The 25,669-nt window shown below is 72.4% G+C and carries 25 protein-coding genes and 1 riboswitch; of the genes, 4 read left to right on the forward strand and 21 right to left on the reverse strand.

Annotation, left to right across the window (positions count from 1 at the left end; genetic code table 11):
- Positions 1-65: 65 nt before the first annotated feature.
- The 4 genes from fxsA to ACXNSR_RS07650 form a co-directional block, all read right to left on the reverse strand.
- Positions 66-638 carry an FxsA family membrane protein gene (gene fxsA, locus ACXNSR_RS07635; RefSeq protein WP_458641386.1) on the reverse strand — a complete coding sequence of 191 codons (573 nt, stop codon included), beginning with the start codon at positions 636-638 and terminating at the stop codon, positions 66-68.
- Between the two features lie 116 nt (positions 639-754).
- The gene (locus ACXNSR_RS07640; RefSeq protein ID WP_458641387.1) at positions 755-1,552 is read right to left on the reverse strand and encodes a polyprenol monophosphomannose synthase; all 798 of its coding nucleotides are present in this window, start codon (positions 1,550-1,552) and stop codon (positions 755-757) included.
- Between the two features lie 305 nt (positions 1,553-1,857).
- Positions 1,858-3,486 (reverse strand): amidohydrolase, encoded by a 1,629-nt coding sequence (locus ACXNSR_RS07645; protein WP_458641388.1) that lies wholly within the window; start codon positions 3,484-3,486, stop codon positions 1,858-1,860.
- A 62-nt stretch (positions 3,487-3,548) separates the two neighbouring features.
- On the reverse strand, positions 3,549-3,989 hold the full coding sequence (locus ACXNSR_RS07650; protein WP_030011705.1) for an Lrp/AsnC family transcriptional regulator: 441 nt from the start codon (positions 3,987-3,989) through the stop codon (positions 3,549-3,551).
- A gap of 217 nt (positions 3,990-4,206) precedes the next feature.
- Between ACXNSR_RS07650 and ACXNSR_RS07655 the strand changes: the two genes are divergently transcribed.
- Complete coding sequence (locus ACXNSR_RS07655) at positions 4,207-4,686, forward strand: hypothetical protein (RefSeq protein WP_458641389.1); 480 nt, start codon at positions 4,207-4,209, stop codon at positions 4,684-4,686.
- Between the two features lie 16 nt (positions 4,687-4,702).
- Here ACXNSR_RS07655 and ACXNSR_RS07660 read toward each other — a convergent pair whose 3' ends face one another.
- Together ACXNSR_RS07660 and ACXNSR_RS07665 are read right to left on the reverse strand one after the other, a co-directional pair.
- The gene (locus ACXNSR_RS07660) at positions 4,703-5,794 is read right to left on the reverse strand and encodes a phosphotransferase family protein (protein ID WP_458641390.1); all 1,092 of its coding nucleotides are present in this window, start codon (positions 5,792-5,794) and stop codon (positions 4,703-4,705) included.
- Between the two features lie 15 nt (positions 5,795-5,809).
- Positions 5,810-6,943 carry a hypothetical protein gene (locus ACXNSR_RS07665; RefSeq protein ID WP_458641391.1) on the reverse strand — a complete coding sequence of 378 codons (1,134 nt, stop codon included), beginning with the start codon at positions 6,941-6,943 and terminating at the stop codon, positions 5,810-5,812.
- A gap of 1,852 nt (positions 6,944-8,795) precedes the next feature.
- On the opposite strand from ACXNSR_RS07665, the gene ACXNSR_RS07670 reads away from it, so the two are divergent.
- Positions 8,796-8,945, forward strand: a complete 150-nt coding sequence (locus ACXNSR_RS07670; protein WP_458641392.1) for a hypothetical protein — start codon at positions 8,796-8,798, stop codon at positions 8,943-8,945.
- A 3-nt stretch (positions 8,946-8,948) separates the two neighbouring features.
- Here ACXNSR_RS07670 and ACXNSR_RS07675 read toward each other — a convergent pair whose 3' ends face one another.
- The 5 genes from ACXNSR_RS07675 to ACXNSR_RS07695 all read right to left on the reverse strand — a co-directional run bounded on the left by ACXNSR_RS07675 (position 8,949) and on the right by ACXNSR_RS07695 (position 13,307).
- On the reverse strand, positions 8,949-10,121 hold the full coding sequence (locus tag ACXNSR_RS07675) for an acyl-CoA dehydrogenase family protein (RefSeq protein WP_458641393.1): 1,173 nt from the start codon (positions 10,119-10,121) through the stop codon (positions 8,949-8,951).
- Between the two features lie 147 nt (positions 10,122-10,268).
- Positions 10,269-10,958: a TetR/AcrR family transcriptional regulator gene (locus ACXNSR_RS07680; RefSeq protein WP_458641394.1), complete on the reverse strand. Its 690-nt coding sequence runs from the start codon at positions 10,956-10,958 to the stop codon at positions 10,269-10,271.
- Positions 10,959-11,066: 108 nt separating this feature from the next.
- Positions 11,067-11,219 carry an SCO1431 family membrane protein gene (locus ACXNSR_RS07685; RefSeq protein WP_189748327.1) on the reverse strand — a complete coding sequence of 51 codons (153 nt, stop codon included), beginning with the start codon at positions 11,217-11,219 and terminating at the stop codon, positions 11,067-11,069.
- Between the two features lie 175 nt (positions 11,220-11,394).
- A complete protein-coding gene (locus ACXNSR_RS07690) occupies positions 11,395-11,826 on the reverse strand; it encodes an SPW repeat protein (protein WP_458641395.1) in 432 nt (143 codons plus the stop codon).
- Between the two features lie 98 nt (positions 11,827-11,924).
- Complete coding sequence (locus ACXNSR_RS07695; RefSeq protein WP_458641396.1) at positions 11,925-13,307, reverse strand: peptidase C39 family protein; 1,383 nt, start codon at positions 13,305-13,307, stop codon at positions 11,925-11,927.
- Between the two features lie 125 nt (positions 13,308-13,432).
- On the opposite strand from ACXNSR_RS07695, the gene ACXNSR_RS07700 reads away from it, so the two are divergent.
- Entirely contained in the window at positions 13,433-14,065 is a 633-nt protein-coding gene (locus ACXNSR_RS07700; protein WP_458641397.1) for a uridine kinase family protein, read from the forward strand.
- Positions 14,066-14,444: 379 nt separating this feature from the next.
- Positions 14,445-16,364 carry an AAA family ATPase gene (locus tag ACXNSR_RS07705; protein ID WP_458641398.1) on the forward strand — a complete coding sequence of 640 codons (1,920 nt, stop codon included), beginning with the start codon at positions 14,445-14,447 and terminating at the stop codon, positions 16,362-16,364.
- Between the two features lie 78 nt (positions 16,365-16,442).
- On the opposite strand, the gene ACXNSR_RS07710 is transcribed toward ACXNSR_RS07705, so the two are convergent.
- The 10 genes from ACXNSR_RS07710 to ribD form a co-directional block, all read right to left on the reverse strand.
- Positions 16,443-17,486, reverse strand: coding sequence for a hemolysin family protein (locus tag ACXNSR_RS07710; RefSeq protein WP_458641399.1), 1,044 nt, complete (start codon positions 17,484-17,486; stop codon positions 16,443-16,445).
- The gene (locus ACXNSR_RS07715) at positions 17,483-18,889 is read right to left on the reverse strand and encodes a hemolysin family protein (protein ID WP_458641400.1); all 1,407 of its coding nucleotides are present in this window, start codon (positions 18,887-18,889) and stop codon (positions 17,483-17,485) included. The genes ACXNSR_RS07710 and ACXNSR_RS07715 overlap by 4 nt, the downstream gene beginning before the upstream one ends.
- Positions 18,890-19,089: 200 nt before the next feature.
- On the reverse strand, positions 19,090-19,554 hold the full coding sequence (locus tag ACXNSR_RS07720; RefSeq protein ID WP_458641401.1) for a PH domain-containing protein: 465 nt from the start codon (positions 19,552-19,554) through the stop codon (positions 19,090-19,092).
- An 88-nt stretch (positions 19,555-19,642) separates the two neighbouring features.
- Positions 19,643-20,491, reverse strand: coding sequence for an ATP phosphoribosyltransferase (hisG, locus tag ACXNSR_RS07725; RefSeq protein WP_458641402.1), 849 nt, complete (start codon positions 20,489-20,491; stop codon positions 19,643-19,645).
- A gap of 57 nt (positions 20,492-20,548) precedes the next feature.
- The gene (locus ACXNSR_RS07730) at positions 20,549-20,830 is read right to left on the reverse strand and encodes a phosphoribosyl-ATP diphosphatase (RefSeq protein WP_458641403.1); all 282 of its coding nucleotides are present in this window, start codon (positions 20,828-20,830) and stop codon (positions 20,549-20,551) included.
- A gap of 67 nt (positions 20,831-20,897) precedes the next feature.
- Positions 20,898-21,383, reverse strand: a complete 486-nt coding sequence (gene ribH / locus ACXNSR_RS07735) for a 6,7-dimethyl-8-ribityllumazine synthase (RefSeq protein ID WP_007262951.1) — start codon at positions 21,381-21,383, stop codon at positions 20,898-20,900.
- A gap of 51 nt (positions 21,384-21,434) precedes the next feature.
- A complete protein-coding gene (locus tag ACXNSR_RS07740) occupies positions 21,435-22,724 on the reverse strand; it encodes a bifunctional 3,4-dihydroxy-2-butanone-4-phosphate synthase/GTP cyclohydrolase II (RefSeq protein ID WP_458641404.1) in 1,290 nt (429 codons plus the stop codon).
- Entirely contained in the window at positions 22,721-23,374 is a 654-nt protein-coding gene (locus ACXNSR_RS07745) for a nicotinamide mononucleotide transporter family protein (RefSeq protein WP_458641405.1), read from the reverse strand. The genes ACXNSR_RS07740 and ACXNSR_RS07745 overlap by 4 nt, the downstream gene beginning before the upstream one ends.
- Positions 23,371-23,994 (reverse strand): riboflavin synthase, encoded by a 624-nt coding sequence (locus tag ACXNSR_RS07750; protein WP_458641406.1) that lies wholly within the window; start codon positions 23,992-23,994, stop codon positions 23,371-23,373. Before ACXNSR_RS07750 ends, ACXNSR_RS07745 begins: the two co-directional genes overlap by 4 nt.
- Positions 23,995-25,140 (reverse strand): bifunctional diaminohydroxyphosphoribosylaminopyrimidine deaminase/5-amino-6-(5-phosphoribosylamino)uracil reductase RibD, encoded by a 1,146-nt coding sequence (gene ribD, locus ACXNSR_RS07755; RefSeq protein ID WP_458641407.1) that lies wholly within the window; start codon positions 25,138-25,140, stop codon positions 23,995-23,997. It lies immediately after the preceding gene.
- A gap of 149 nt (positions 25,141-25,289) precedes the next feature.
- A riboswitch (FMN riboswitch) is annotated at positions 25,290-25,420 on the reverse strand.
- Positions 25,421-25,669 lie beyond the last annotated feature (249 nt).

Raw genomic sequence — 25,669 nt, forward strand, 5'->3', positions numbered from 1 at the left:
CACACTGTGTGTGGCGGGGCCCCTCGGCTTGTGTATCCGTCGTTCCGTCGTTCCGTCGTTCCGTCCTACGGGGTCAGCGGCGGGCGGTACGCCGTGTCCGGGCCGCCCTGCCCGCCGGGCCGGTCCTCGCGGATGACCTCGCCCTGGACGACCTTGCCGTCGGGGTAGTGGATACGGGCCTGCTGGAAGGCGTCACCGAAGCTGCCGGCCGGGGCCGAGGCCATCTTCCGCTCCAGCGACCGGGTCGCCCTGCGGCCGATCCAGGCCCGGACGGGCGGCAGCAGCAGGAGCAGACCCGCCACGTCGGAGATCAGGCCGGGCAGCATCAGCAGCAGGCCCGCCAGCATCGTGAGGCCATTGCCCTGCCCGGGCTGCTGCGGGGTGGGCTGCTGCCCCTGCTGGGCCTGCTGGAAGGTGCTCGCCAGGTTCTTGAAGGCGCGCCGCCCGGCCCGCTTGATGACCACCGCGCCCAGGACGATGCCGCCCGCGAGCAGCGCGGCCACGGCGAGCCCGCCGGCCACGTCCGCGACCACGGTGAGCAGCCAGATCTCCAGGATCAGCCAGGCGGCGATCGCCAGGGGGAGGAACGTACGGGCGGGCGAGCGCCGCCGGGGGGCCGTGGAAATGCCGGTCGTCATACCATCCAGTGTGCCTGGGCCCGCATAAAAGCGGCCTCAGCCGGAGGTACCGGACACCCCCTAGGGGGTGTCCCGCCGTCCGGACCGGACACCGCGAGCCCGGCCCGGTCTGCCCGTCAGGCTCCGCCGCCCGGCTTGCCGGTCTGCGGGCCGCCGTCCTTGCCCAGCAGCTTGGAGGCCTGGGCCTTGATGCCCCACTGGGTGACCCGCCACAGCGCCTCGACCAGGATGTCCTTGCTCATCTTGCTGTCGCCGAACTCCCGCTCGACGAACGTGATCGGGACCTCCACCACCCGGAAGCCCTTCTGCACGGCCCTGCGCGCCAGATCGACCTGGAAGCAGTAGCCCGCCGAGGCGACCTCGTCCAGTCCCAGCCCCTCCAGGGTCTCCCGGCGGAAGGCCCGGTAGCCGCCGGTCACGTCCCGCATCGGGAGGTTCAGCATCAGCCGGGAGTACGTCGAACCGCCGCGCGAGATGAACTCACGGCTCTTCGGCCAGTTCACCACCCGCCCGCCCGGCACCCAGCGGGAACCCAGGACCAGGTCCGCACCGGCCAGCGCGGTCAGCAGACGGGGCAGCTCCTCGGGCTGGTGGGAACCGTCGGCGTCCATTTCGACGATCACCCCGTAGCCCTGCTCCAGGGCCCAGACGAAGCCCGCCAGGTAGGCGGCGCCCAGCCCCTCCTTGCCCTTGCGGTGCAGCACGTGGACGTGGTCGTCGCCGGCCGCCAGCTCGTCGGCGAGCTTGCCGGTGCCGTCCGGGCTGTTGTCGTCCGCGACGAGGATGTGGGCCTCGGGCACGGCCGCGCGCACACGCCCGACGATCAGCCCGATGTTCTCCGCCTCGTTGTAGGTCGGAATGATCACCAAGGCCGTACCGAGCGGTCCGTAGGTCCGCTGTCCGCCGTCGCTCACTGAGTCCCCTTTTGTGCTCGTGCACGTCCTGTACGTCTGGTCGCAGAGGATGACTTTAGAACAGTGGCCGGGGCCCGCGGTCCTTCGGGCCGGTCGGACGCCCGCTGGCTGCGGGCCGCCGTGACCGTTGTCTACTGGACCGCGGACCCCGACCCGGGGCCACCCGCCGCCCGGCGAAACCTTCCCTCGCCCCCGAGGCGCGGGCGCGCTGCGCAGACGGAGTCGTCCGGCACGGACTTCCTGGTGGTGGACCCGGCCGAACCTATCCGTGTCCGGCCGCCCGTACCGAACCGAGGCCCGCCGGATCACCCCTGTGGGCGTACGAATACCTCCCGCCCGCCGACGACGGTGGCGAGGCACACCGGCAGTGCGGATCCGGGAGTCAGATCGGGCAGTCCGGGGGTGCCCGAGCGGGGGTCGGTGGACCAGCGGGCGACCCGGTCGTCGGGGGCCTGGACGACCAGGTCACCCGTCTGCCAGACCGCGTAGTCGGCCGGGGCGCCGGGGACCAGGACGCCGGCGTCGTCGCGGCCCAGCGCCCGCCAGCCGCCCCGCGTGTGGGCGGTGAAGGCGGCCCGTACGGAGATCCGGTGCCCGGGGGTCCGGTGGAAGGCGGCCGCGCGGACGGTGCCCCACGGGTCCAGCGGGGTGACGGGCGCGTCCGAGCCGAAGGCCAGCGGGACGCCGGCCTTGAGCATGGCCGCGTACGGGTTGAGGGTGCGGGCCCGCTCCACGCCCAGCCGGTCCGCGTACATCCCGTCCTCGCCGCCCCAGGCCGCGTCGAACGCGGGCTGCACGGAGGCGGTCAGCCCCAGCTCCGCGAAGGCGGCGATGGTGGCGGGGGTCATCATCTCCGCGTGCTCCACCCGGTGCCGGGCGGCCCGGACCCGGGCCAGGCCGACCTTCTCGGCGGCCGCCCGGACGCCCTCGACGACGGCGGTGATCGCGGCGTCCCCGATGGCGTGGAAACCGGCCTGGAGGCCCTCCTCGGTGCAGGCGGCCACGTGCTCGGTGACGGCGCGCACGTCGAGGTACTCGGTGCCGGTGTGCGCGGCGTCCGCGTACGGGGCGTGCAGACAGGCCGTGTGGGAGCCGAGGGCGCCGTCGACGAACAGGTCCCCGGCGGCTCCGACGGCCCCGAGCTCCCTGGCCAGCTCGAGGTCCGTGTCGGCCCAGTACCCGAAGACGCGCGGCCCCGGCCGCTCGGCGGCCAGGGCGAGCAGACCGGTGAAGTCCTCGGCGGAGGAGATCTCGGGCCCGCCGCACTCGTGGACCGACCCGATACCGAGGGACGCGGCCCGGTCGAGGGCGGCCCGCTGGGCCTCGGCACGCTGGGCGGGGGTGACGGCGGCCAGCGCGGCCCGCCGCACGGCGTGGTGGTCGTCACCGGTCAGCGGCCGGTCGCCTTCGGGGCGCACCCCAGGGACGAGGGCGAGCAGGGCGGTGGTGACCACCGCCGAGTGCACGTCGACGCGGCTGAGGTAGAGCGCGCGGCCGCCGGTGGCCTCGTCGAGCTCGGCACGGTACGGGGCCCGGCGCTCGGGCCAGCGGGCGGCGTCCCAGCCGTGCCCGAGGAGCACCCGGTCGGCCGGGCGGCTCGCGGCGTACGCGCGTACGAGCTCCAGCGCGGCGGGCAGGGTGCGCGCGCCCGTGAGGTCCAGCCCGGTGAGGGCCAGGCCCGCGGAGGTGGTGTGGACATGGGCGTCGGTGAACGCCGGCGTGACGAGCGCGCCGCCGAGGTCGACGACCTCGTCCACGCCCTGCGCGAAGGCGTCGGCGGCACCCTCGGAGCCGACCCAGGCGATGCGGCCGCGCTCGACGACCATCGCGGTGGCGAAGGGATCGGCGGGGCTGTGCACCTCGCCCCCGCGGAGGAGGACGGTCCTGGTCTGTGCTCCGGCGGCGTCGGCGGAGTGGGCGGTGCGGTCAGTCATGCCGACCAGTGTCCCGCGTCGCCCACCCCGGCCCGACCACCGGGTCCCCGCTCGGGCGTGGGTCAGACGCGGGGCGGGCGCGCCTCGTAGGGGGTGGACAGGACGACCGTCGTGCGCGTCGAGACGTGGGCGAGGGCGCGCAGGCGGCCGAGCAGGTCCTCCAGCTCCAGCGGCGTCGCGACGCGCACCTTCAGGATGTAGTTCTCGTCGCCCGCGACGCTGTGGCAGGCCTCGATCTCGGGGACCCCGGCCAGCCGGTCGGCGATGTCGTCCGGCGCACTCGGGTCGAAGGGCTTGACCGAGATGAACGCGGTCAGCGGCAGGCCGACGGCCTCCGGATCGACCACGGCCGCATAGCCGCGGATGACCCCGCGCTGCTCCAGACGTCGTACTCGCTGATGGACTGCCGACGTGGACAGTCCCGTGGCCTTGCCCAGATCCGTGTAGCTCATCCGCCCGTCCCGCACGAGCAGATCAACGATCTGGCGGTCCAGCTCCTCCATTGCGCTCATAGCCGCTCAACTTACGGCCCAAGGGCGCTCCAGGCCCAGTGCTGTCCGCCCACTGGAGGCATCTGCGGCAGGCATGTGACCAAGGCCACAGGGGTATGCAGGTGGAGGCCTGTCTGTTGTGGTTACTCGTGACGCTCGACGGGAATTGGTTGCTGTGGCCGAGGCCGAAGAACCTGCCCGCCCGGCCCACCCAAGGGGGAGTACATCCATGCTGAACACCAAGCGCGCCGGCCGCACCGAGCCGGAGCCCCCGGAACCGCTCGATTCCGGGGACGGCACGTACCCGGACGACGGCGGGGACGGCGACTACCTCGACGAGCTCGAGGGATTCGAGATCCACCACGCCACCTGCCCCGACTGCGGCCAGTCGATCGCCCTCGTCGCGGACGAGGAGTACCTGCCGCAGCACGCCCTCTGCCTGACCCCGTGGAACCCCTTCGGCCTCACCGTCTGCGCGGGCACCGGCCGGCCCGCGGGCGACGCCCTGCCCACCGTCGGCATGATCCAGCCGGTGGAGGCGCAGGAGCTCGAACCGTTCGTCCTGCCGGCCCTGCCCCAGGGCCTGGACTGGCGGACGCAGCCCTTCTCGCACGTCGGCGGTCCGGGCTCGCGCCCGATCCGTGTGGTGAGCCCCGTGCTGCCGCGGCCGCAGGCGCAGACGCGGCAGCAGCACGCGCAGGCGGCCTGACCGCCGCTCCGCTCCCCTACCAGTACGTTCCCTGCACCATGGCAGCCAGACTGGCGTGGTGCAGGATCAGGCTGTCCGGGTCCGCCGGGACCTCGACCTCCCCGAAGTGGGCCTGCCGGTAGGCGATGCGCAGCATCACGATCCCGTGCCGCAGGGCCGCGTAGAGGGTGTGGAACTCCATGTCCCGCGGGGTGTGGCCGGTGAGCTCGGCGTAGCGGCGTTCCAGGTCCTCGCGGCGCAGGAAGTCCGGCAGTCCGGGCTGTCCGAAACCGACCGTGAGGTCCTGGAAGAACCGGTGCAGGTAGACGGTCCAGCCGAGGTCCACCTCGCGCGGGGCGTATGCCGCCATCTCCCAGTCCAGTACGGCCACCGGCGTGAAGCCGTCGTAGATGACGTTGCCGATGCGGGCGTCGCCCCAGTTGAGGACGGCGGGGCCCTCGTCCTGCGGCCACAGCTCCTCCAGGCGGGCGAACGCCCGCTCGATGAGCGGGGACGGCGCGAGCCCGCCCACCACCCAGTCGTAGTAGGCGCGTTGGGCCTCAACATGCCGGCGCAGCGGTGTGCCCTCACCGTCGGCGAGGAGGAACTCGGCCTCCTTGGAGGGGAACTGGTCGTGCAGCCGGGCCAGCAGCGAGATGCTCGCCTCCTGGAGGGCGGCGCGCTCGGCGTCGGTGGCGGCGTGCAGCCAGTTGCCCTCGTAGGTGTAGGGCATGACGTCGGGCGGGACCCGGCCCTCCGCACGGGCCATCACGAAGAACGGTGCCCCCAGCGGCCCCGGATCCTCCTCCAGCCACTGCAACCGCGGGACGGGCAGGTCCGTGTGCCGGGCGACCAGGCCCATCACGCGGTGCTGGCGCGGCATGTCGTACGCCGGGAAGACGGTGTAGGCGGCCGGATCGGCGGCGAGCCGCAGCGCGCAGGCGCGCAGCGGGGTGTCGGGGTGCTCTATGTCGAAGAGCAGGGTCTCGCTGGACATCCCGTTGGATCCGGGGACGGAGACGTTGGCGATCCGCGCGCCGGGGAGCCTGGAGTCCAGCCAGGCGGCGAGGCGGCGGCCGAGCTCCTCGGGCTCACGGGTGGAGGTGCGCGGTCGTGGTGCGGTGGCCATGGTCGGTCCCCTTTCCTACTGGGCGACGGAGGAGTAGTCGGCGAAGCCGCTGGGGTCGTGGCGCCCGAAGCTGCCGTGTTCGAAGATGCCGTGGCCGATCCGGCCGTCGAGGGTGAAGCGGGCCGAGTGGTCGGTCACCCCGAAGGCGGCCATCGGATGGGCCGCGGGGTCGGAGAGGTCGTAGACGCGGCGGTCGCACCAGCCCCGGCCCTGCCAGGTTCCGTGCTGCCAGTCGCCGGCGGGCGGGTAACCGGCGCCGACGGCGAGCGGGGAGGAGTTGAGGATCTCCACGCCCAGCTCGAGGGGCTTGCGGGAGGGATCGGTGAGGTGGACGACGGCCCGCTCGGGGTGCCGGCTGCCGGGCCGGTAGCGGATCTCGGTATGCGGCCAGCCGAGTTGGACGTCGTGGCGTCCGCTGCTCTCGGGGAAGACCTGCACGGCCTCGTTCAGGGTGCGGTGGCCGTCGGCGTCCTCCTGGGCGATGACCATGACGAAGCGGTCCTCGAACCGGACCGGGATCCACAGCCAGTGGAAGCCCTCGGGGCGGTACTCCTCGGCCGCGCGGCCCCCCTCCTCCCCGGGGATCGGCCGTACGCCCCAACTCCGGTCACGGGTGCCGGTCCACTCCCCCGGCGTGAGGGTGAACCGCTCCCCCTTGGCGCGGATCGTGCCCGTCACGTTGCCGGCCTGGACGAAACGCCGGCCTTCCAGCATGAGCCGGTCGCCGCGCCGCTGGACGTGGTGCGGCTCCCAGACGGCGGGGAACCCGGCGGTCCAGGTGATGTCGTACGAGAGCCCGTGCGGGTCCGCCGGATCGGCGGCGCAGCGCAGCGTGAGCTGCCGGAGCGGTACGTCGACGGTGATGGACAGGGGCCCCACCGAGAGGTTCATCCGGTCGTCGGTGAGGGCGTCGGAGGCCCGAACGGCGAGCAACTCGTCCCCGATGCGGAGGGTGGCGTAGGCGTCGATGACCCCGGCGTTGGGGTAGACGCCGAGGCCGAGGATCAGGACGGCGCGGCCGGCGTGGTCGAAGACGTGGAAGATGCACCGGTCGTAGGCGTTGCGGTCACCGCTGACGACGTGCTTCATCGACAAGGGCGCCTGGTGGATGGGGTATTCGTCGAGCGCGACGGGCCGGTCGGCGGGCATGGCGAACCTCCTGTACGGACGGCTTCGGGTCGGCTTCACGGGGGGCGGCTCAGGCGAATATGACGGTACGTCAGAAACCTGTCTCGAGGCCACCCTTCTGGCACGCCCTGCCAGACCGGCGTACTGTGCCGGGGCCTTGGGGGCGGGGCGGGGCGGGGGCTTCGGGGTGGGGCGGGGCCCTCTCGGCCGGTATCAGAGAAGCGGATGGGGGTTTCCCGTCAGTCCCATCGTCCCTCCGTGTCGGGCCGGTCCCTCAAGGGCGCTCCCTCCGGTCGCGTCGCTTCGCGATGTCGCTGCGCTCCACCCTTGACCGACCGTCCCGCCCCGGAGAAACGAAAGACTGCCGGGAAGCCCCCAGAGGAACGGGCCGGGACATCAAGACACGGACGGGGACGGTCGGCCATGCCCGGCCCCGTCCCGCGTGGGACACGACCGACAGACGGGGCCGATAGAAGCCACCTGCCGGGTCGGTGGGGCGCACCAAATCGCTACGCGCTCCTCACCCCTCAGCGTCCGACGACCGTCTAGGGCTGGACATAGACCGCCCACGCCCCGAAAGGGTTTCTCACCGACAGCGGCCGACGGTCGCCCATAGCTGGACATAGACCGCCCGCGGCCTGGGGCGCTTCTCGTCGACAGCGGCCGACGGCCGTCTGTGGCAGTTCACAAGCCGCCCGAGGCCCCGGTGCGGCGCTCGCCCCGCGTCCGACGACCGTCTGGGGCTGGACATAGACCGCCCACACCCCGCAAGGGTTTCTCACCGACAGCGGCCGACGGTCGCCCGTAGCTGGACATAGACCGCCCACGGCCTCAGGCGCTTCTCGCCGACAGCGACCGACGGCCGTCTGTGGCCGTTCACAAAGCCGCCCACGGCCTCGGTGCGGCGCTCGACCCGCGTCCGACGACCGTCCGTGGCCGGCCGCAAGCCGCCCACGACCCGCAGGTGCTTCCCCGGGAGGCGCCTGCGGGTCGTCGCGGGGCGAAAAGACGTGAGACAGCGCCTATTCCGCAGTGGATGCGGGTCAGCGTGCATGGGCGACTCAAAGGGCCGACGGATTGCCCCAATTGCACCTCTTTGGGGGTGGGTTTGTGGTGTGGTGTTCGCGCTGACCCGGCTCCACTACGGAATACCCGGACTATCGGCCGTCCGCCCCTCTCACCAGGTGCTGACGGCCGTGGATCGCGGTCCTGGAGAAGCGCGTAGCGATCTGGGGCGGCCTGTGCCCGGCCCAGGACGGTCGTCGGACGCAGGTCGAGCGCCGGACCGAGGCCGTGGGCGGCCTATGCCCAGCCCAGGGCGGCGTGGAGACGCTGAGAGATGAGGAGCGCGTAGCGATTGGATGCGCCCACCGACCCGGGCCCCTGGTCTCGGTCGGCCCCGCCTGCCGACCCTGGCTTACGCGGGACGGGGCTGGGCATCTCCGACCGTCCCCGTCGGTGTCTTGATCCCCCGGCCCGTTCCTTTGGGGGCTTCCCGGCAGTCTTTCGTTTCTCCGGGGCGGGACGGTCGGTCAAGGGTGGAGCGCAGCGACATCGCGAAGCGACGCGACCGGAGGGAGCGCCCTTGAGGGACCGGCCCGACCCGGAGGGACGATGGGACTGACGGGAAACCCCCAGCACATCCCCGACACCGGCCGAGAGGATCCCGATCACCCCGAAGCCACCGCCCCGCCCCCGGCGACACCTCGAACGGATAGGCGCACCCCGGGGGCGATTACCCGGCCCTTCGGTTCCGCGTTGGCGGGGTATGACCATGCTTCAGTCTTCAATGGGCCGAAGGCGTCGACTGGTGGCGCCGGGATTCGAAGAATCGGTTCAGCGGCCGCGTGAGCAGGCACCGCAGGCATCGCAGATGCCGCAGGTGGCGGATCCGCCGATCTACCAGGACCTGCTGGCGCGGTGGGCCGATGCCGGCCGGACGCTGCCCGGCCGGCGCGACCCGGAGTGGTCGCGGCTCACGTCCTCCCCGGTCTGGCCCACCACCAGCAGCGGGCTGTACTGACGGTCAGCGCGTCTCCGGGCCGGCCAGGTGGCGGGCGATGACCATGCGCTGGATCTGGTTGGTGCCCTCCACGATCTGGAGCACCTTCGCCTCGCGCATCAGCCGCTCGACGGGGAAGTCCGCCGTGTAGCCGTATCCGCCGAGGACCTGCACCGCGTCCGTGGTGACGGCCATCGCCGCGTCCGTGCAGAAGAGCTTGGCCATGGCCGCCTGGCGGGAGAACGGCTTGCCCGCGTCCCGAAGCCGCGCCGCCGCGAGGTAGAGCGCCCGGCCCGCCTCGATCTTGGTGGCCATGTCGGCCAGCATGAACCGCAGCCCCTGGAAGTCCGCGATCGGGTGCCCGAACTGCTTGCGGTCCAGCGCGTACGTCAGCGCCTCGTCCAGCGCGGCCTGGGCTACGCCGATGGCGCAGGCGGCGATGCCCAGGCGTCCGGCGTCCAGCGCGGCCAGGGCGATGCTGAAGCCCTGCCCCTCCTCGCCGATGCGGCGGGCGTCCGGGACGCGTACGCCGTCGAAGTGCAGCTGGGCGGTGGGCGAGCCCTTCATGCCCATCTTCTTCTCGGGCACGGCCGCGGTCAGGCCCTCCGCGTCCCCGGGGACCAGGAAGGCCGTGATGCCCTTGGGACCCTCGGCGCCGGTGCGCGCGAGGACGGTGTAGAAGTCGGCGACCCCGCCGTGGGTGATCCAGGCCTTGGTGCCGGTGATGATCCAGTCGTCGCCGTCGCGCACCGCCTTGGTGGTGAGCGAGGCGGCGTCGGAGCCGGCGGCCGGCTCGGAGAGGCAGTAGGCGCCCAGGAGGCCGCCGCCGAGCATCGCGGGCAGGTGGGCGCTCTGCTGCTCCTTGGTGCCGTAGCCGCCGAGTCCGTGGCAGGCCAGGGAGTGCACGCTGACGCCGAGGCCGACGGTCAGGCGGGCCGCGGCCAGCTCCTCCAGGACCTGGAGGTAGACCTCGTACGGCTGCTCGCCGCCGCCGAATTCCCCGGGGTAGGGAAGGCCGAGCAGGCCGGCCTCGGAGAGCAGGGTGAAGACCTCCCGCGGGAACCGGCCGGAGTCCTCCTCCTCGGCTGCCTTGGGGCGGATCTCCCGCTGTGCGATCTCGCGTACGAGGGCGAGGAGGTCCCGGGACTCCTCGGTGGGCAGCTGTCGGTCCACCGGCTGCGGCGCGCGGTCAGTCATGGCGGCGCTCTCCTCCCTGGTCGGGCACGGCGGCGACGCGTGAGGTGTGGGACGCGCCGCCGGGTCTCGGAAATCTCGCAGCCGATGCTGCCCTCCCGGGTCACGGAAGGGCCTGTTCAGCGGCTGCGGCGGCTTGAGTATGCCCGATCAGGCGCTTCCCGTCACCGGGGCAAGATCACCGAGCGGATCGAACGGCTTTTCGGGGCCGGGAGGTGCCGGACACTCCGGGACGAACTCCTCGATCACCTCCAGTGTCGCGCGCAGCTGGCGCACCAGCAGGGCCCCGAGCTCGGTGCGATCGGGCCGGTCCGGGGTACCGAGTGCCCCGATCCAGTCCAGGGTGGCCCCTTCGACCCCGGAGAGCCAGCCCACGAGGGCGAGGCGGGCGATCGGCGGGAGGGCGCGGCGCCCGTAGGCGCCTTCGGCGACGGTGGCGACGAGCTCCTCGCGGACGGAGTCGCGGACGGCGAGGACCTCGGCGTCGGAGCCGACGCCGCCGGTGACGATGGTGCGGTAGGCGGCGCGGTGGTGCTCGGCGTAGTGCAGATAGCCGTCGACGGTGCGGCGGACGCGCTCCGCGCCGGGGAGGTCGGTGTCGGCGCCGGCCAGGGCGATCAGCTCGGCCGCGGAGTCCTCGACGATGGCGAGGTAGTAGCCGCGCTTGCTGTCGAAGTAGTAGTAGATCAACCCTTTGGCGACGCCCGCCTGCTTGGCGATGTCGTCCATGGAGAGCGCGTCGTACGAGGTGTCGGCGAACAACGTGCGCCCGGTGGCTATGAGTTCGGCCCTGCGCGCCTGCGATCGACCGGTCGTTCCACGCTGCTGACCACTGTTCAAATCCAGCCCTAGCCTCGAACCGCCACAGGGCGCCCACCTTAGGGCAGACCCGTGCGCCGGGCTCGTTTCACACGGACTCGGACGTGATCGTCGCGGACGGGGAGGGGCTCAGAGCCAGCCGACCTGGGTGACGAACATGGCGACGACGACCACGAGGGTCCAGCCGAGCACGTGCTCCAGCCAGGTGGAGTCGTCCTTGGGGCCTCCGGTGCGGACGAGGTCCCGGGGAGCGGCGATGGGGGCGGCGCTGTCGGCAGTCATGGCGTCCAATGTGCCAGCGTTCGCGGCTTTCGCGGTAGGGACGCCACGGGTGGGATACGTCACGCAAATCCGGCATAACGATATGCGGAGGCGGGGACAGCGGGCGGCCGGGCCCCGGCCTTCCCGGTCGGGACCCGGCGCGCTCGTTCAGCGGGCGCCGCCTCCGGCGCCCCCGTCAGGCGCGGGACTCGCGGTCACGGCTCGCCAGGCCCGCCATCGCGAGGCCGAGGCACAGGGCGATGCCTCCGGCGATCACGTTGCTGACCACCGTTCGCGTCGTGTCCATCTCACCGGCGATGGCCCACGGGGCGATGATCGTCCACGCGCCGAGGACGACCGCCGTCCACGCCATCGCGTGGGTGCGCTCGTAGGCGGAGCCCAGACCGCTCATGCACAGGCAGAAGGCCAGGCCGGCGATCAGGTTGTTGATGGCCAGCGGGGTGAGGCCGCTGAACCCCACGATCCACGGTGAGGCGGCCAGGTACAGGCCCGTGATCAGGGCCAGTGCCTCGACGGCCTGCGCCCGGGGAGTGGTGGTCACCCGCTCGAACCGAGTGCGCATCTCGGCCAGATCGGGGTGGTGCTCGATGCTGGGATGGGTGGTCATGGCCGGCCGCCTCCTACTGAGAAGCCTTTATCTGCCATTTACCCCACTATGTTCCGCTTATCCGTGCCCCCTGGTCAACGGGAAATTCCAGGGGTTTCTCACAGCACCCCCACCGCCCGCAGCGCCCGGAACTGCGCCCGGCTCAGACGGGCCGGCGCGTAGAGGTAGCAGATGCCTCCGGAGCCCGAGGTGACCTTGCCGGAGGCTCCCGTGCGCTTGGTGCGCAGCCAGATGTTCTCCCACTCGGCGCGCCGGTAGACGCGGCGCACGGCGGGGTTGTCCCGCGAGTTGGGGTCGTTCGCGATCACGTCCCCGGCGGCGGTGAAGCCGATGACGGTCATCAGGTGGCCGGCGGTGCCGTAGCCCGCGCCCGTGAGTTCCTCGGGGCGGAAGGACTGGGAGGTGATGGCCGGGATGCCGGACCGGACCAGGGTCTCCAGGTCGGTCAGGGAGGTGAGGCGGGTGACGACTCCGGCCAGCCCGCGGTAGGTGGCGGCGTACGCGGCGTTGAAGGGCCAGTTGCCGCAGCCCTTGTAGGCGGCGTCGTAGGTGGACCGGGCCGCGTGGCAGATCTGCGGGTCGGAGTACTTCGGATCGACCCAGGTCAGGTCGGAGGGGGCGGCCTTGCCGCCCCAGTACTCGATGATCATCTGCGAGGAGGTGGGGCTGCACCAGGCCTCGCCGCCGTTGTCGTACTCGGGGTACCGGCCGGCGTGGACCTCCTGCGAGTAGCGCGGGACCTTCAGCTCGTGGGCCGTGCCGGAGGGGGTGGAGGCCGGGACGGTGAAGCGGTCGGGGACGTCGGAGACCATGGCGCCCGCGAGCCGAACGGTGGGACCGCGCTCGGCGCCGGGCCTGCGGTGGAGGGTGAGGCGCAGCTGCCAGGCCGCGATCCGCAGTCCGGCGGTGGCGGCCGGGGGGTCGAGGGCCAGCGTGTCGGTCCAGACGGTGGACCTGCCGTCGCTCTGGCCGTCCACCGAGGTGCGGCGGATGTCTCCGTCGCCGGAGGCCCAGCGGCCCATCACGTACCAGGGGGTGGTGGTGCCGTCGGTGTAGGTGCCGCGCAGTTCGATCTGGATCCAGGTCCCGGCCGGGGTGCGGGCGTTCCAGGAGGCGATGGCCTCGGTGGCGGGCACCTCGGAGCGGTGGACGGGGGAGGTCCAGGTGGCGTACTCCCAGGTGCTCTTGCGGCCGGTGTGCGGGTCGGCGTACTCGGTGCGGCCGACGGCCGTCGCGATCTCCAGGCCCGGGCGGGCGCCGCCGACGGCGGTGGTGCCCTGGTGGGTACCGGCGAGCCAGTGGCCGTAGGAGTACCAGAAGCGGTTGTCGACGGTGCGGCCCGGGGTGCGTGGGGCGGGAGGCGTGGGAGGCGTGGGAGGGGCCGCCGAGGCGCTGCCTCCGGAGACGGTGGCGGCGGTGGCCGCGGTGGCGACCGCGAGTGCGGCGACGAGTACGGCCCTGCGCGGCGTGGGTTCGGTCATCTCGTGTTCCCCCAGGGTGGGTCGGTACTTCGTGGCTCTCGGGTGGCGTCCGGCCTCACCCTTGCAGTTCCCGGTGGTGGCGGCCCGAAGCCACGGGTCGTGTCGGGCCTGTCTACGCTGGTCGGGTGGAGCCACACCAGTCACTTGAGTCACTCGCCCGGGAGCTCGCCGCCCTGCCGCCCTCCCTCGGTCCGGTGCGCCTGATCGGGATCGACGGGCACGCCGGGTCCGGGAAGAGCACCTTCGCGGGACGGCTCGCCGAGGCGCTGGGGGCGCCCGTGCTGCACCTGGACGACGTGGCCACCCACGAGGAGCTGTTCGACTGGGAGGAGCGGCTGCGCGCGCAGGTGCTGGAGCCGCTCGCCGCCGGACGGCCCGCGCACTGGGCCCCGTACGACTGGATGGAGCGCCGGTTCGGTCCGGAGCGGGTGCTGGATCCGGCGCCGGTGCTCCTGGTCGAGGGGGTCGGCGCGGGGCGGGCGGCGCTGCGGCCGTGGCTGGCGCGGCTGCTGTGGATGGAGACGCCGCGCGAGCAGTCCTGGCAGCGGGGGCGAAAGCGGGACGGGGATGACCTTTCCGACTTCTGGGACGGATGGGAGCGCGCGGAGCGCGCGCACTTCTCCAACGACCCTTCGCGCCCCTTCGCCGACACCCTGGTACGCCAGAGCGGTACGGGATACGAGTGGACTTCCGGGACTCCTGCGACCGCAGGAACCTCCGCTTCCGTAACCAGGAGTAACGAACTCCCCCGCGCCTGAACGCCCCCGGAAATCCGCCCCTCCGGGCTCCGGCCGACCCGCTTGACCCGGGCCCCGCAGCGGCCTTACGTTCTGAATGTGCGGCCCCTACGGGCCGCCGTGGACACGAAGCCCCCGGTTGTTCCCCCGTGATCGGGGGCTTCGTTCTGCCCGCGAACCCCCTCCGCGGCGGTTCCACGCGAGGCCGGTCCACCCCGAAAGCTCACTCTGAGTCACTTTTTGCCCAGGGGGCGCACGCCGGATCCGGCCTTGTCGCGCCCTACGTAAGGTGCGTGACCGCAGGTACGATGCAGCCCTGATTTCATCGGCGCAGTGGGCAACTCATGTGCTCGTCACGGAGGTTGCCGCGCACCACGGGGGCAGGCTTGTGGGGGACGTGATGGATTTCGGCACGCCGGGCAGCATGCACGCCCCGGCCGAACTGGCCTGGCTGCGCGGGGTGGACGCCTGCACCATGGGCGCCTATCCGCAGGCCGAGGAAGAGTTCCGGGCGGCCGTACGACTCGACCCTTCGATGGCGGACGCGTGGCTGGGCCTGCACGCGCTCCGGGTCGACACCGGCAACGCGTTACTTCGCATGTACGCCCACCGGGACCGGTTCGGCGAGCAGCGCGCCCGGCACCGCCGGACGCTGAACTCCTGGTACTGGCTGGGCTGGTGGGTGCAGCCGGTGCTGGAGAGCCGGCGCGATCTGCTCCTCGCCCATGCCTCGCACTGGCTGGACGGCCGTCATGTGCCGGAACTGGACCAGGCGTTGGCCGCGCTGCCGCCGGTGGACACCGATGCGCAGGTCCGGTTCCTGCACGCCTGCCGGGCCTATCTCGTCAAGGACTGGGAGCAGTTGGTCCGGCACACCGAGCCGCTGGTCGACGATCCGCTGCTGGGCATCGAGGCCGGGCTGTTCGGCGGGATGGCGCGGGTCCGGCTGGAGATGTACGGGCAGGCGGAGCCGATGCTGGCGGCGGCGCTGATGCGGTGCCGCAGCGAACAGCCCCAGCGCAAGGAGCTGCGGTACTGGCTGGCGCGGGCACGGGAGGGCACCGGCCGCAGTGCTGCGGCGCTGCCGCTGTACCGGGCGGTGCACCGGGTGGATCCGTCGTTCATGGACACCGCGGCCCGGCTGACGGCCATCGAGGACAGCGACGACACCGACGGCGTGGCCGATCTGGCGGGCCTGGCCGGGTACGCCGCGTACGGGGGCTACGGCGGGCACGGCCCGTCCCCGGCCGGCGGGGACCTCGCGGCGGTGGCGCTGGGCGGCGGGCCCGTGCAGGACGTCGCGGCGGACGGCCAGGTGGAGCCCGATCCGCTGGCTCCGCCCCCTCCCCCGGCGGGACGCATGGAAGGGGCGCGGCGCAAGGCGCCGGTGCCGCCGCAGGGCACGCCCGAGGGGCTGCCGGCCGGACCGGCGGACCCGGCGGCGCTCGCCGAGGCGCTGGCGGAGCTGGAGCGGATGGTGGGCCTGGAGCCGGTCAAGCGGCAGGTGAAGGCGCTCTCGGCGCAGCTGCACATGGCGCGGCTGCGCGCGGGTCAGGGGCTGCCGGTGCAGCCGCCGAAGCGGCACTTCGTGTTCTCCGGACCCTCCGGCACGGGCAAGACGACCGTGGCCCGGATCCTGGGCCGGGTGTTCTACGCGCTGGGACTGCTCGGCGGCGACCATCTGGTGGAGGCCCAGCGGGCCGACCTCGTGGGCGAGTTCCTGGGGCAGACGGCGGTGAAGGCGAACGAGCTGATCGATTCGGCGATCGGCGGGGTGCTGTTCGTGGACGAGGCGTACTCGCTGTCCAATTCGGGCTACAGCAAGGGCGACGCGTACGGCGACGAGGCGCTGCAGGTGCTGCTGAAGCGGGCGGAGGACAACCGGGACCACCTGGTGGTGATCCTGGCGGGCTACCCGGCCGGGATGGACCGGCTGCTGGCCGCCAATCCGGGGCTGTCCTCGCGCTTCACCACCCGGGTGGACTTCCCCAGCTACCGGCCGCTGGAACTGACCGCGATCGGCGGGGTGCTGGCGGACGCCAACGGGGACCACTGGGACGAGGAGGCGCTGGAGGAGCTGCGCAGCATCAGCGCGCACGTGGTGGAGCAGGGCTGGATCGACGAGCTGGGCAACGGCCGCTTCCTGCGGACCCTGTACGAGAAGAGCTGCGCGTACCGGGACCTGCGGCTGGCGGGCTTCGCGGGCGAGCCGTCGCGGGACGACCTGGCGACGCTGCGGCTCCCGGACCTGATGCAGGCGTACGGCGAGGTCCTGTCGGGCCGCGGCCCGCAGGAACGGCCGGAGCCCCCGGCCCTCTGACGGTGCTGGACCGGCCGCTGCGTCCCCGGACCCTCGCGGGCCGGGGACGCAGCGGCCGGGGGCGCAGCGGCCGGTCGCCTAGCGACGGGCGAGCGCCACCCGGTGGGCCGGGTCGCGGACCTCGCCGACCAGCATTTCGAGGACGTCCTCCAGGGCGACCAGGCCGAGGACCCGGCCCGCCGGGTCCGCCACCTGCGCGAGGTGCGTGGCGTCCCGGCGCATGACGCCGAGGGCGTCGTCCAGCGGGACGGTGGAGCACAGCGTGGTCATCCGGCGCCAGACCCGCTGGGGGACGGCCCGTTCCCGGTCCTCCAGGTCCAGTACGTCCTTGACGTGCAGGTAGCCCATGAAGGCGCCGCTGTCGGCACGGACGGGGAAACGGGAGTAGCCGGTGCGCACGGTCAGCTGTTCGATCTGCCGCGGGGTCACCGCCGGGCCGACCGTGACCAGCCGGTCCGGGCCGAGGAGGACGTCGGTGACGGGGCGGCTGCCCAGTTCCAGCGCGTCCTCCAGCCGCTCCTGCTCGACCGGCTCCAGGAGCCCGGCCTGCCGGGAGTCCTTGAGGAGCCGGCCCAGCTGGGCGGAGGTGTAGACGGCCTCGACCTCGTCCTTGGGCTCCACCTTGAAGAGCTTGAGGACGAGCGCGGCGCAGGCACCGAGCGCGGTGGTGACCGGCCCGCACAGGCGGGCGAAGGCGACCAGGCCGGGGCTGAACCACAGTGCGGTCTTCTCCGGGGCGGCCATCGCCAGGTTCTTCGGCACCATCTCGCCGATCACCAGGTGCAGGAAGACCACGGCGCTGAGCGCGAACGCGTAGCCGAGGGGGTGGATCAGGCCCTGCGGTACGTGGACTGCGTGGAAGACGGGTTCCAGCAGCCGGGCCACGGTGGGCTCGGCGACCGCGCCGAGGGTGAGCGAGCAGATGGTGATGCCGAACTGCGCCGCGGCCATCATGCGGGGCAGGTTCTCCAGGCCGTGGAGCACCTGGCGGGCCCGCTTGGATCCGGCCGCGAGGGGCTCGATCTGGCTGCGCCGTACGGAGACGAGCGCGAACTCGGCACCGACGAAGAAGCCGTTGGCGAGGACCAGCAGCAGGGCGAAGAGGAGCTGGAGCGCGTTCATCGGGCGGCGCCTTCCAGCTCGGCCCGCTGCGGTTCGGGCACGGTCGCGCCGTCGGCCGCGGACGCGGGCCGGTACGCGCCGGCCGCGGGCACCGCCGCCAGCCGGACCAGCCGGACCCGCTCGGCGCGGTTGCGGCCGACCCGGCGGACGGACAGCTTCCAGCCGGGGAGTTCCGCGCGGTCCCCGGGTGCGGGGATCCGGCCGAGCAGGTCGGCGACGAGGCCGGCGACGGTCTCGTAGGGGCCTTCGGGCACTTCCAGGCCTATGCGGCGCAGGGTCTGCACCCGGCAGCTGCCGTCGGCCTCCCAGGAGGGGCGGCCGTCCTCGGCCGGTACGGCGGCCAGTTCGGGGGTCTCGTCCTCGGCGAGGTCGTGCTCGTCGCGGACCTCGCCGACGAGTTCCTCCACGATGTCCTCCAGCGTGACCACGCCGGCGGTGCCGCCGTACTCGTCGACGACCACGGCCATCGGCTGCTCGCTGCGCAGCCGTTCCAGCAGCGGCTGCACCGGCAGGGAACCGGGGACCAGCAGCGGGGCGACGCAGATCCGGCTCACGCTCGTGCGGTCGCGTTCGGACTCGCGCACGGCGAGGGCGTCCTTGAGGTGGACGACGCCGGTGATCTCGTCGATGCGGTCGCGGTAGACCGGGAACCGGGACAGGCCCGTGGCGCGGGTCAGGTTGAGCACGTCGGCCGCGGTGGCCGTGTGCATCAGGGCGCTGACCTTCACCCGGGGGGTCATGACGTGCTGGGCCGTGAGCTCGCCCAGCGAGAGGGTACGGACGAAGAGGTCGGCCGTGTCCTGTTCGAGGGCGCCGGCCTGGGCCGAATGACGGACCAGGGAGAGCAGCTCGCCGGGGGTCCGGGCGGAGGCCATCTCCTCGGTCGGTTCCACACCGAGCGCCCGCACGAGGCGGTTGGCCACGGCGTTGAGGGCGGCGATGACCGGGCGGAAGGCGCGGGAGAAGGCGTGCTGGGGGCCGGCGACGAAGCGGGCCACCTGGAGCGGCCGGGAGACCGCCCAGTTCTTCGGGACTAGCTCGCCGACGACCATCTGGACGGCGGAGGCGAGCAGCATGCCGATGACGACGGCGACGCCGGAGACGGCTCCCTTCGGCAGGCCGGTCGCCGCGAGCGGCCCGGCCAGCAGTGCGGCGAGGGCGGGCTCGGCGAGCATGCCGACCACGAGGGAGGTGATGGTGATGCCGAGCTGGGTGCCGGAGAGCTGGAAGGACAGCTCCCGTAGGGCCTTGACCACCGTGCGGGCACGGCGGTCCCCGTCGGCTGCGGCGCGTTCGGCCTCGGGTCTCTCCACGGTGACGAGGCCGAACTCGGCGGCCACGAAGAATCCGTTGGCGAGGATGAGGGCGAAGGCCGCCGCGAGCAGAAGTAGCGGGATGGTCATGCCGCCGCCTCCGAGGGGAGGGCGGCGCGGGTACTACCGGACGATCCGTCCATTGCTGGAGGGAGTCACTCCTCAAGTCGCAGGTGCCCACGGGCCACGAGGTCCCGGGGCCGATGGGGGGGCGCACAGCTGCGCCCCGCCACCAGGGTAGTCATTGAGATCCCGGCCGCAACGGTACGCAGCCGTGGGGATCGGCCGACTCAGTGGTCGCCGGTACCCGTTCCGTGGGTTTCGGCCAGGGCGCGCAGGGCGCGGGCGTCGCCGATCGCCTGCTGCTTGGCGATGCCCGGCTGGATGCCGAGGGCGGGCAGGCTGGTGCCGTCGCTGAGGTCGAGGAACACCCAGGGGTCGCCCGGGCGGAGGTTGACCCGCAGGATCTGGGCCCACTCCAGGCGGCGGGTGTTGGTCAGGTTGACGACCGTGACGCCGGTCTCGTCCGCGACCACCTTGGGGCGGCTGAGCAGGACGAGTACGGAGCTCAGCAGGACGGCGGTGAAGACGAAGCTGATCCGCTCGCCCGGGCTGAGGTTCTCCAGCAGCAGGGCGATCGCCGTGATGGTGGCGAACATGGCGAGGCCGACGCCCAGGAGTACGACCCGGGTGCGGGTCGGCCGGAAGGTGACCGGCAGGGCGGGTGTGACGGGCTGGGCGGCGGACTCGGCCATGGTGCGGTGCCTTCTGGAGGTGGCGTGCGGGTCGGTGGGCGGCGTGCCGGTGCGGCACGCCGGGCCCGGCAGGATCCGGAAGAGACGACTAGAGGCGGCAGGCGTGGATCGAGGTGGTGAGGATCGCGCGCGCGCCGAGCTCGTAGAGGTCGTCCATGATCCGCTGTGCTTCCTTGGCGGGGACCATCGCGCGGACGGCGACCCAGCCTTCGTTGTGCAGCGGGGAGACGGTCGGCGACTCCAGGCCGGGGGTGAGGGCGACCGCGCGCTCCAGGTGCTCGGCGCGGCAGTCGTAGTCCATCATCACGTAGCTGCGGGCCACCAGGACGCCCTGCAGGCGGCGCAGGAACTGCTGGACCTGCGGGTCGTCGGCGACGGCGCCGTTGCCGCGGATGACGACGGCCTCGGAGGTGAGGATCGGCTCGCCGATGACCTCCAGGCCGGCGTTGCGCAGGCTGGTGCCGGTCTCGACGACGTCCGCGATGATCTGGGCGACGCCGAGCTGGATGGCGGTCTCGACCGCGCCGTCGAGGTGCACGACGGAGGCGTCGATGCCCTTCTCGGCGAGGTGCTTGGCGACGATTCCCTCGTACGAGGTCGCGATCGTCATCCCGGTGAAGTCCTCGGGGCCCTTCGCCGTGCCGGGGGTGGTGGCGTAGCGGAAGGTGGAGCGGCCGAAGTTCAGCGGCAGGATCTCCTCGGCGCTGGCGCCGGAGTCGAGCAGCAGGTCGCGGCCGGTGATGCCGATGTCGAGCTTGCCCGAGGAGACGTAGATCGCGATGTCCTTGGGGCGGAGGTAGAAGAACTCCACCTCGTTCTCGGGGTCGACGACCACGAGCTCCTTGGACTCCTTGCGCATCCGGTAGCCGGCCTCATGGAGCATCGCCGACGCCGGTCCGGAGAGTGAACCCTTGTTGGGGACGGCGATGCGCAGCATGGGGCTTCCTTTGGTGCGTGGATTGCGGGATGTACGGGCGGGTGTGCTGGCCGGAGCTCAGAGGTGGGCGTAGACGTCGTCGAGGGAGATCCCGCGCGCCACCATCATCACCTGGACGTGGTAGAGCAGCTGGGAGATCTCCTCGGCGGCGGCTTCCTTGCCCTCGTACTCGGCGGCCATCCAGACCTCGGCGGCCTCCTCGACGACCTTCTTGCCGATGGCATGGACGCCCTTGTGGACGAGCTCGGCGGTGCGGGAAGTGCTGGGGTCGCCGGTGGCGGCCTTGTGCTGGAGCTCGGTGAAGAGCTCCTCGAAGGTCTTGGAGGTCTTGTTCGCCATGATGTCCTTAGAGTACGGGCTGACCGGGGTACCCCGGTGCCCGGGTTCACTCCTTGGACCGGGGGCGTCAGCGCCAGGGCTCGCTCACGGTGCGCAGGGTCATGGCGGTGGAGACGGCGGCGGTGACCGCTTCGTGGCCCTTGTCCTCGTTCGACCCTTCGAGTCCGGCGCGGTCCAGTGCCTGCTCGTCGTTGTCGCAGGTCAGGACGCCGAATCCGACGGGGACACCGGTGTCGATCGACACCTGGACCAGGCCCTGGGTGACGCCCTGGCAGACGTAGTCGAAGTGCGGGGTGCCGCCGCGGATGACCACGCCGAGGGCGACGATGGCGTCGTAGCCGCGGCCGGCCAGCACCTTCGCCACGACCGGGAGCTCGAAGCTGCCGGGGACGCGGAGCAGGGTGGGCTCGTCGATGCCCAGCTCGTGCAGGGCCCGCAGGGCTCCGTCGACCAGTCCGTCCATGACCTTCTCGTGCCACTGGGCCGCGATCACGGCGACTCGGAGGTCTCCGCAGTTCTTCACGCTCAGTTCGGGTGCGCCCTTGCCGCTCACAGCTCTGCTCCTCGGTGGTTCGTGGATGTACGTACAGGTGGTGGTGCGTGCCTACTGGTTGCCGCAGGCGGAGGTGGTCACGGGCCCGTCCAGCCAGGGCAGGTCGTGACCCATCCGGTCCCGCTTGGTGCGCAGGTACCGCAGATTGTGCTCGCCGGCCTCCATCGGCATCGACTCCCGGCTGGTGACCGTGATGCCGTGACGGACGAGGGCGTCGGACTTCTCGGGGTTGTTGGTCATCAGGCGGACGCCGTGCACGCCGAGGTCGGCGAGGATCTGGGCGCCGGCGCCGTAGTCGCGGGCGTCGGCGGGCAGGCCGAGTTCCAGGTTGGCGTCGAGGGTGTCGCGGCCGCGTTCCTGGAGTTCGTACGCGCGCAGCTTGGACAGGAGTCCGATGCCGCGGCCCTCGTGGCCGCGCAGGTAGACGACGACGCCGCGGCCCTCGGCCTTGATGCGTTCCATGGAGGCGTGCAGCTGGGGACCGCAGTCGCAGCGCTGGGAGGCGAAGATGTCGCCGGTCAGGCACTCGGAGTGCATCCGGACGAGGATGTCGGAGCCGTCGCCGATCTCGCCGTGGACGAGGGCGACGTGCTCGACGCCGTCGACGGTGGAGCGGTAGCCGTACGCCGTGAACTCGCCGAAGGCGGTCGGCAGGCTGACCTCGGCCTCGCGGCGCACGGTGGGCTCGGCGGAGCGGCGGTAGGCGATCAGGTCCTCGATGGAAATGATCGTCAGGCCGTGCTTGCGGGCGAAGGGGATCAGCTCGGGCAGGCGCAGCATGGCGCCGTCCTCGCCGGCGATCTCCACGATGGCACCGGCCGGGCGCAGGCCCGCGAGGCGGGCGAGGTCGACGGCGGCCTCGGTGTGGCCGTTGCGGACCAGGACGCCGCCGGGCTTGGCGCGCAGCGGGAAGATGTGGCCGGGGCGGACGAAGTCGCCGGGCTCGGAGACCCCGTCGGCGAGCAGGCGCAGGGTGGTGGCGCGGTCGGCGGCCGAGATGCCGGTGGAGACGCCGTGTGCGGCGCTCGCGTCGACGGAGACGGTGAAGGCGGTCTTCATCGACTCGGTGTTGTTCTGGACCATCTGGGGGAGTTCGAGCCGGTCCAGCTCGGCGCCCTCCATGGGGGCGCAGATCAGGCCGCGGCACTCGCTCATCATGAACGCGATGATCTCGGGGGTGGCCTTCTCGGCGGCGATGACGAGGTCGCCCTCGTTCTCGCGGTCCTCGTCGTCGACGACGACGATGGGGCGGCCCGCCGCGATGTCGCGGATGGCCTGCTCGACGGGGTCGAGGCGGAAGGTCTCTTCGGGGATGTCGGGCACGGGCTTGAGGCTGGTCATGCCGTTGCTCCTTCCAGGGCCTGGGCGGGATTGGTGCGGGAACGCTGGTACCAGTCGTAGGCGCCCCACAGCACGAGGGCGAAGTACACGACGTAGACGAGGCCGGAGAAGGCCAGTCCGTTGCTGAAGGCGAGGGGGACGCCGACCAGGTCGACGAGGAGCCAGGCGAACCAGAACTCGACGAGGCCGCGGGCCTGGGCGACCATCGCGACGATGGTGCCGACGAAGATGTACGCGTCGGCCCACGGGCTCCACGAGAGGTTCGGGAAGAGCGTGAAGAGGCCGCCGACGGCGAGGGTGCCGAGGGCCGCGCCGGCCAGGAGGAGCCCGCGCTCCTTCCAGGTGGCGGTGCGCACGGCGATGGAGCCGTCCTGGGCCTGCCGCCGGCCGCGCTGCCAGGCGCGCCAGCCGAAGACGGCCACGCCGATGACGAGGAGCTGCTTGCCGACGCCGCCCGCGAGGTGGGCGGAGGCGTAGGCGGCGATGAGGATCAGGCCGGAGAGGAGCTGCGCGGGCCAGGTCCAGATGGAGCGGCGCCAGCCGAGCGCGAGTGCGGCCAGGCCCATCAGGTTGCCGATCATGTCGGACCAGATGACCTTCTGGCCGAAGACGGTGAAGGCCTCGGCGTTGAGCCAGGTCAGGGCGCTCACCGGTCGTCTCCCGTCGCGTGCAGCGGGTTCACGCCGGCGGCGAGGAGGCGTTCGACGTACTTCGCGAGGACGTCGACCTCCAGGTTGACCGGGTCGCCGCTCTGCTTGATGCCGAGGGTGGTCAGCGAGAGGGTGGTGGGGATGAGGCTGATGGTGAACCAGTCGGCGGCGGCCTCGACCACGGTGAGGCTGACGCCGTCGACGGTGATGGAGCCCTTCTCGACGACGTAGCGGGAGAGGTTCTCCGGGAGGGCGACCTTGACGATCTCCCAGTGCTCGGAGGGGGTCCGCGAGATGATCTCGCCGGTGCCGTCCACGTGTCCCTGGACCAGGTGGCCGCCGAGCCGTCCGCCGAGGGCCATGGGGCGCTCCAGGTTGACCCGGGAGCCCGCGGTCAGGGCGCCGAGGCTGGAGCGGTTCAGGGTCTCCTGCATGACGTCGGCGGTGAACTCGCCGTCCGCGGTCTCCACGACGGTGAGGCAGACGCCGTTGACCGCGATGGAGTCACCGTGCTTGGCGCCCTCGGTGACGAGGGGGCCGCGCAGCCGGAAGCGGGAGGCTTCCTCGAGCTGCTCGACAGCGGTGACCTCGCCCAGTTCTTCGACGATTCCGGTGAACACTCAGTGCTCCTTGGTGGCGGTGGCGGTGGGTGCGGTGACGGGCACTGCGGTGATGCGGAGATCGGGGCCGATGCGGACGGCCTCGGTGAGGTCGAGGCGCAGCGCACCGGAGATGTTCTTGATCCCGGCGTCGGCGAGGGCCGCGGGGCCGGCGCCGAGCAGGGCGGGGGCGAGGTAGCCGATGACGCGGTCGACGGCGCCGGCCTCCAGGAAGGCGCCGGCCAGGGTGGGCCCGCCTTCCAGCAGGACGGAGCGCACACCGCGCAGGAAGAGGCGGCCGAGGAGGTCGTGGACGCCGATGCGGCCGTCGTGCAGGGGCAGCCGGAGCAGTTCGGCGCCGGGCAGGTGCCTCGTGTCGGCGTCCTCGCCGACGACGAGCAGGGTGGGCGCGGCGTCGTCGAGGATGCGGGCGGTCGGCCGGATCGCGGCCCGGGCGTCGAGGGCGATGCGCAGCGGCTGCGTGGCGCCTTCCACGCCGCGGACGGCGAGGTGCGGGTCGTCGGCGCGCAGGGTGCCGGCGCCGACGAGGACGGCGTCGCTCTCGGCGCGCAGCCGATGGACGTCGGCCCGGGACTCGGCGGAGCTGATCCAGCGGCTGCTGCCGTCCGCGGCGGCGCTGCGGCCGTCGAGGGTGGCGGCGTACTTCCAGGTGACGTGCGGCCGGCCCAGGCGTACGGAGGTCAGCCAGGCGGCGTTGCCCGCCTCGGCCTCGGCCGCCAGGAGCCCGGCCGCGGTGTCGATCCCGGCCGCGCGCAGGGTGGTGGCACCACCGCTGGCCTGCGGGTTCGGGTCGGAGACGGCGTAGACCACGCGGGTGATCCCGGCGTCTGCGAGGGCCTGGGCGCAGGGCCCCGTGCGGCCGGTGTGGTTGCAGGGTTCGAGGGTGACGTAGGCGGTGCCGCCGCGGGCGGCGCCGCCCGCGGCGCGCAGGGCGTGGACCTCGGCGTGCGGGCCCCCGGCCCGTTCGTGCCAGCCCTCGCCGACGATCGCGCCCGAGGCGTCGGTGATGACGCAGCCGACGACGGGGTTGGGGCTGGTGGAGCCGAGTCCGCGGGCCGCGAGCTCGATGGCTCGGCTCATGGCACGGGTGTCCGCGTCGGGTGCTGCGTGCGCGGCGTGTGTCGCCACCGGGTCCTCCTGCCTCATCGGGCACGGACTCCGGGGCCTGTCGGGATACGACAGATGAAGCGGAACAGCGCACAGGGGACGCCGAGGCCGGAAAAACGGTTCGACCGGGCATATCCGCAGGGATATGCCGACGAACCGCCGACGGCGGCGTACCGGTGACTGGCCCGCCGCGCACTGCCTCCCATCCGGACTTTAACCGTCGGTCCAGGAATCTCACCTGGTCAACCGGCCGCTGGCTGCGGACGGGTCGCGGACTATAACCGCCGGTTCGGAATTACACCGACCCCGGAGTGCGCTGCTACTGGTACTCCAGCCAGTCTGCCATGCCCGGTCGGGCGCCATGCGGGCGATGTGGTGTGGCCTGGCTCACAGGCGGGCGGCACCGATGCGGACTTTGTCAAGTCGGGCGAGGTTGGTCCAGACCTATTGACGGGGTGGTCTAGTCCTTTTAACGTTCCCTTCATCTTCCCGGGAACGGCCCGTCAGGTGTGCGCACATCGCGGGCCAACACGCTTGCGCACCAATCCTGTTGCTCCATGCCGTGTTC

This window comes from Streptomyces sp. NC-S4 (assembly GCF_054353315.1).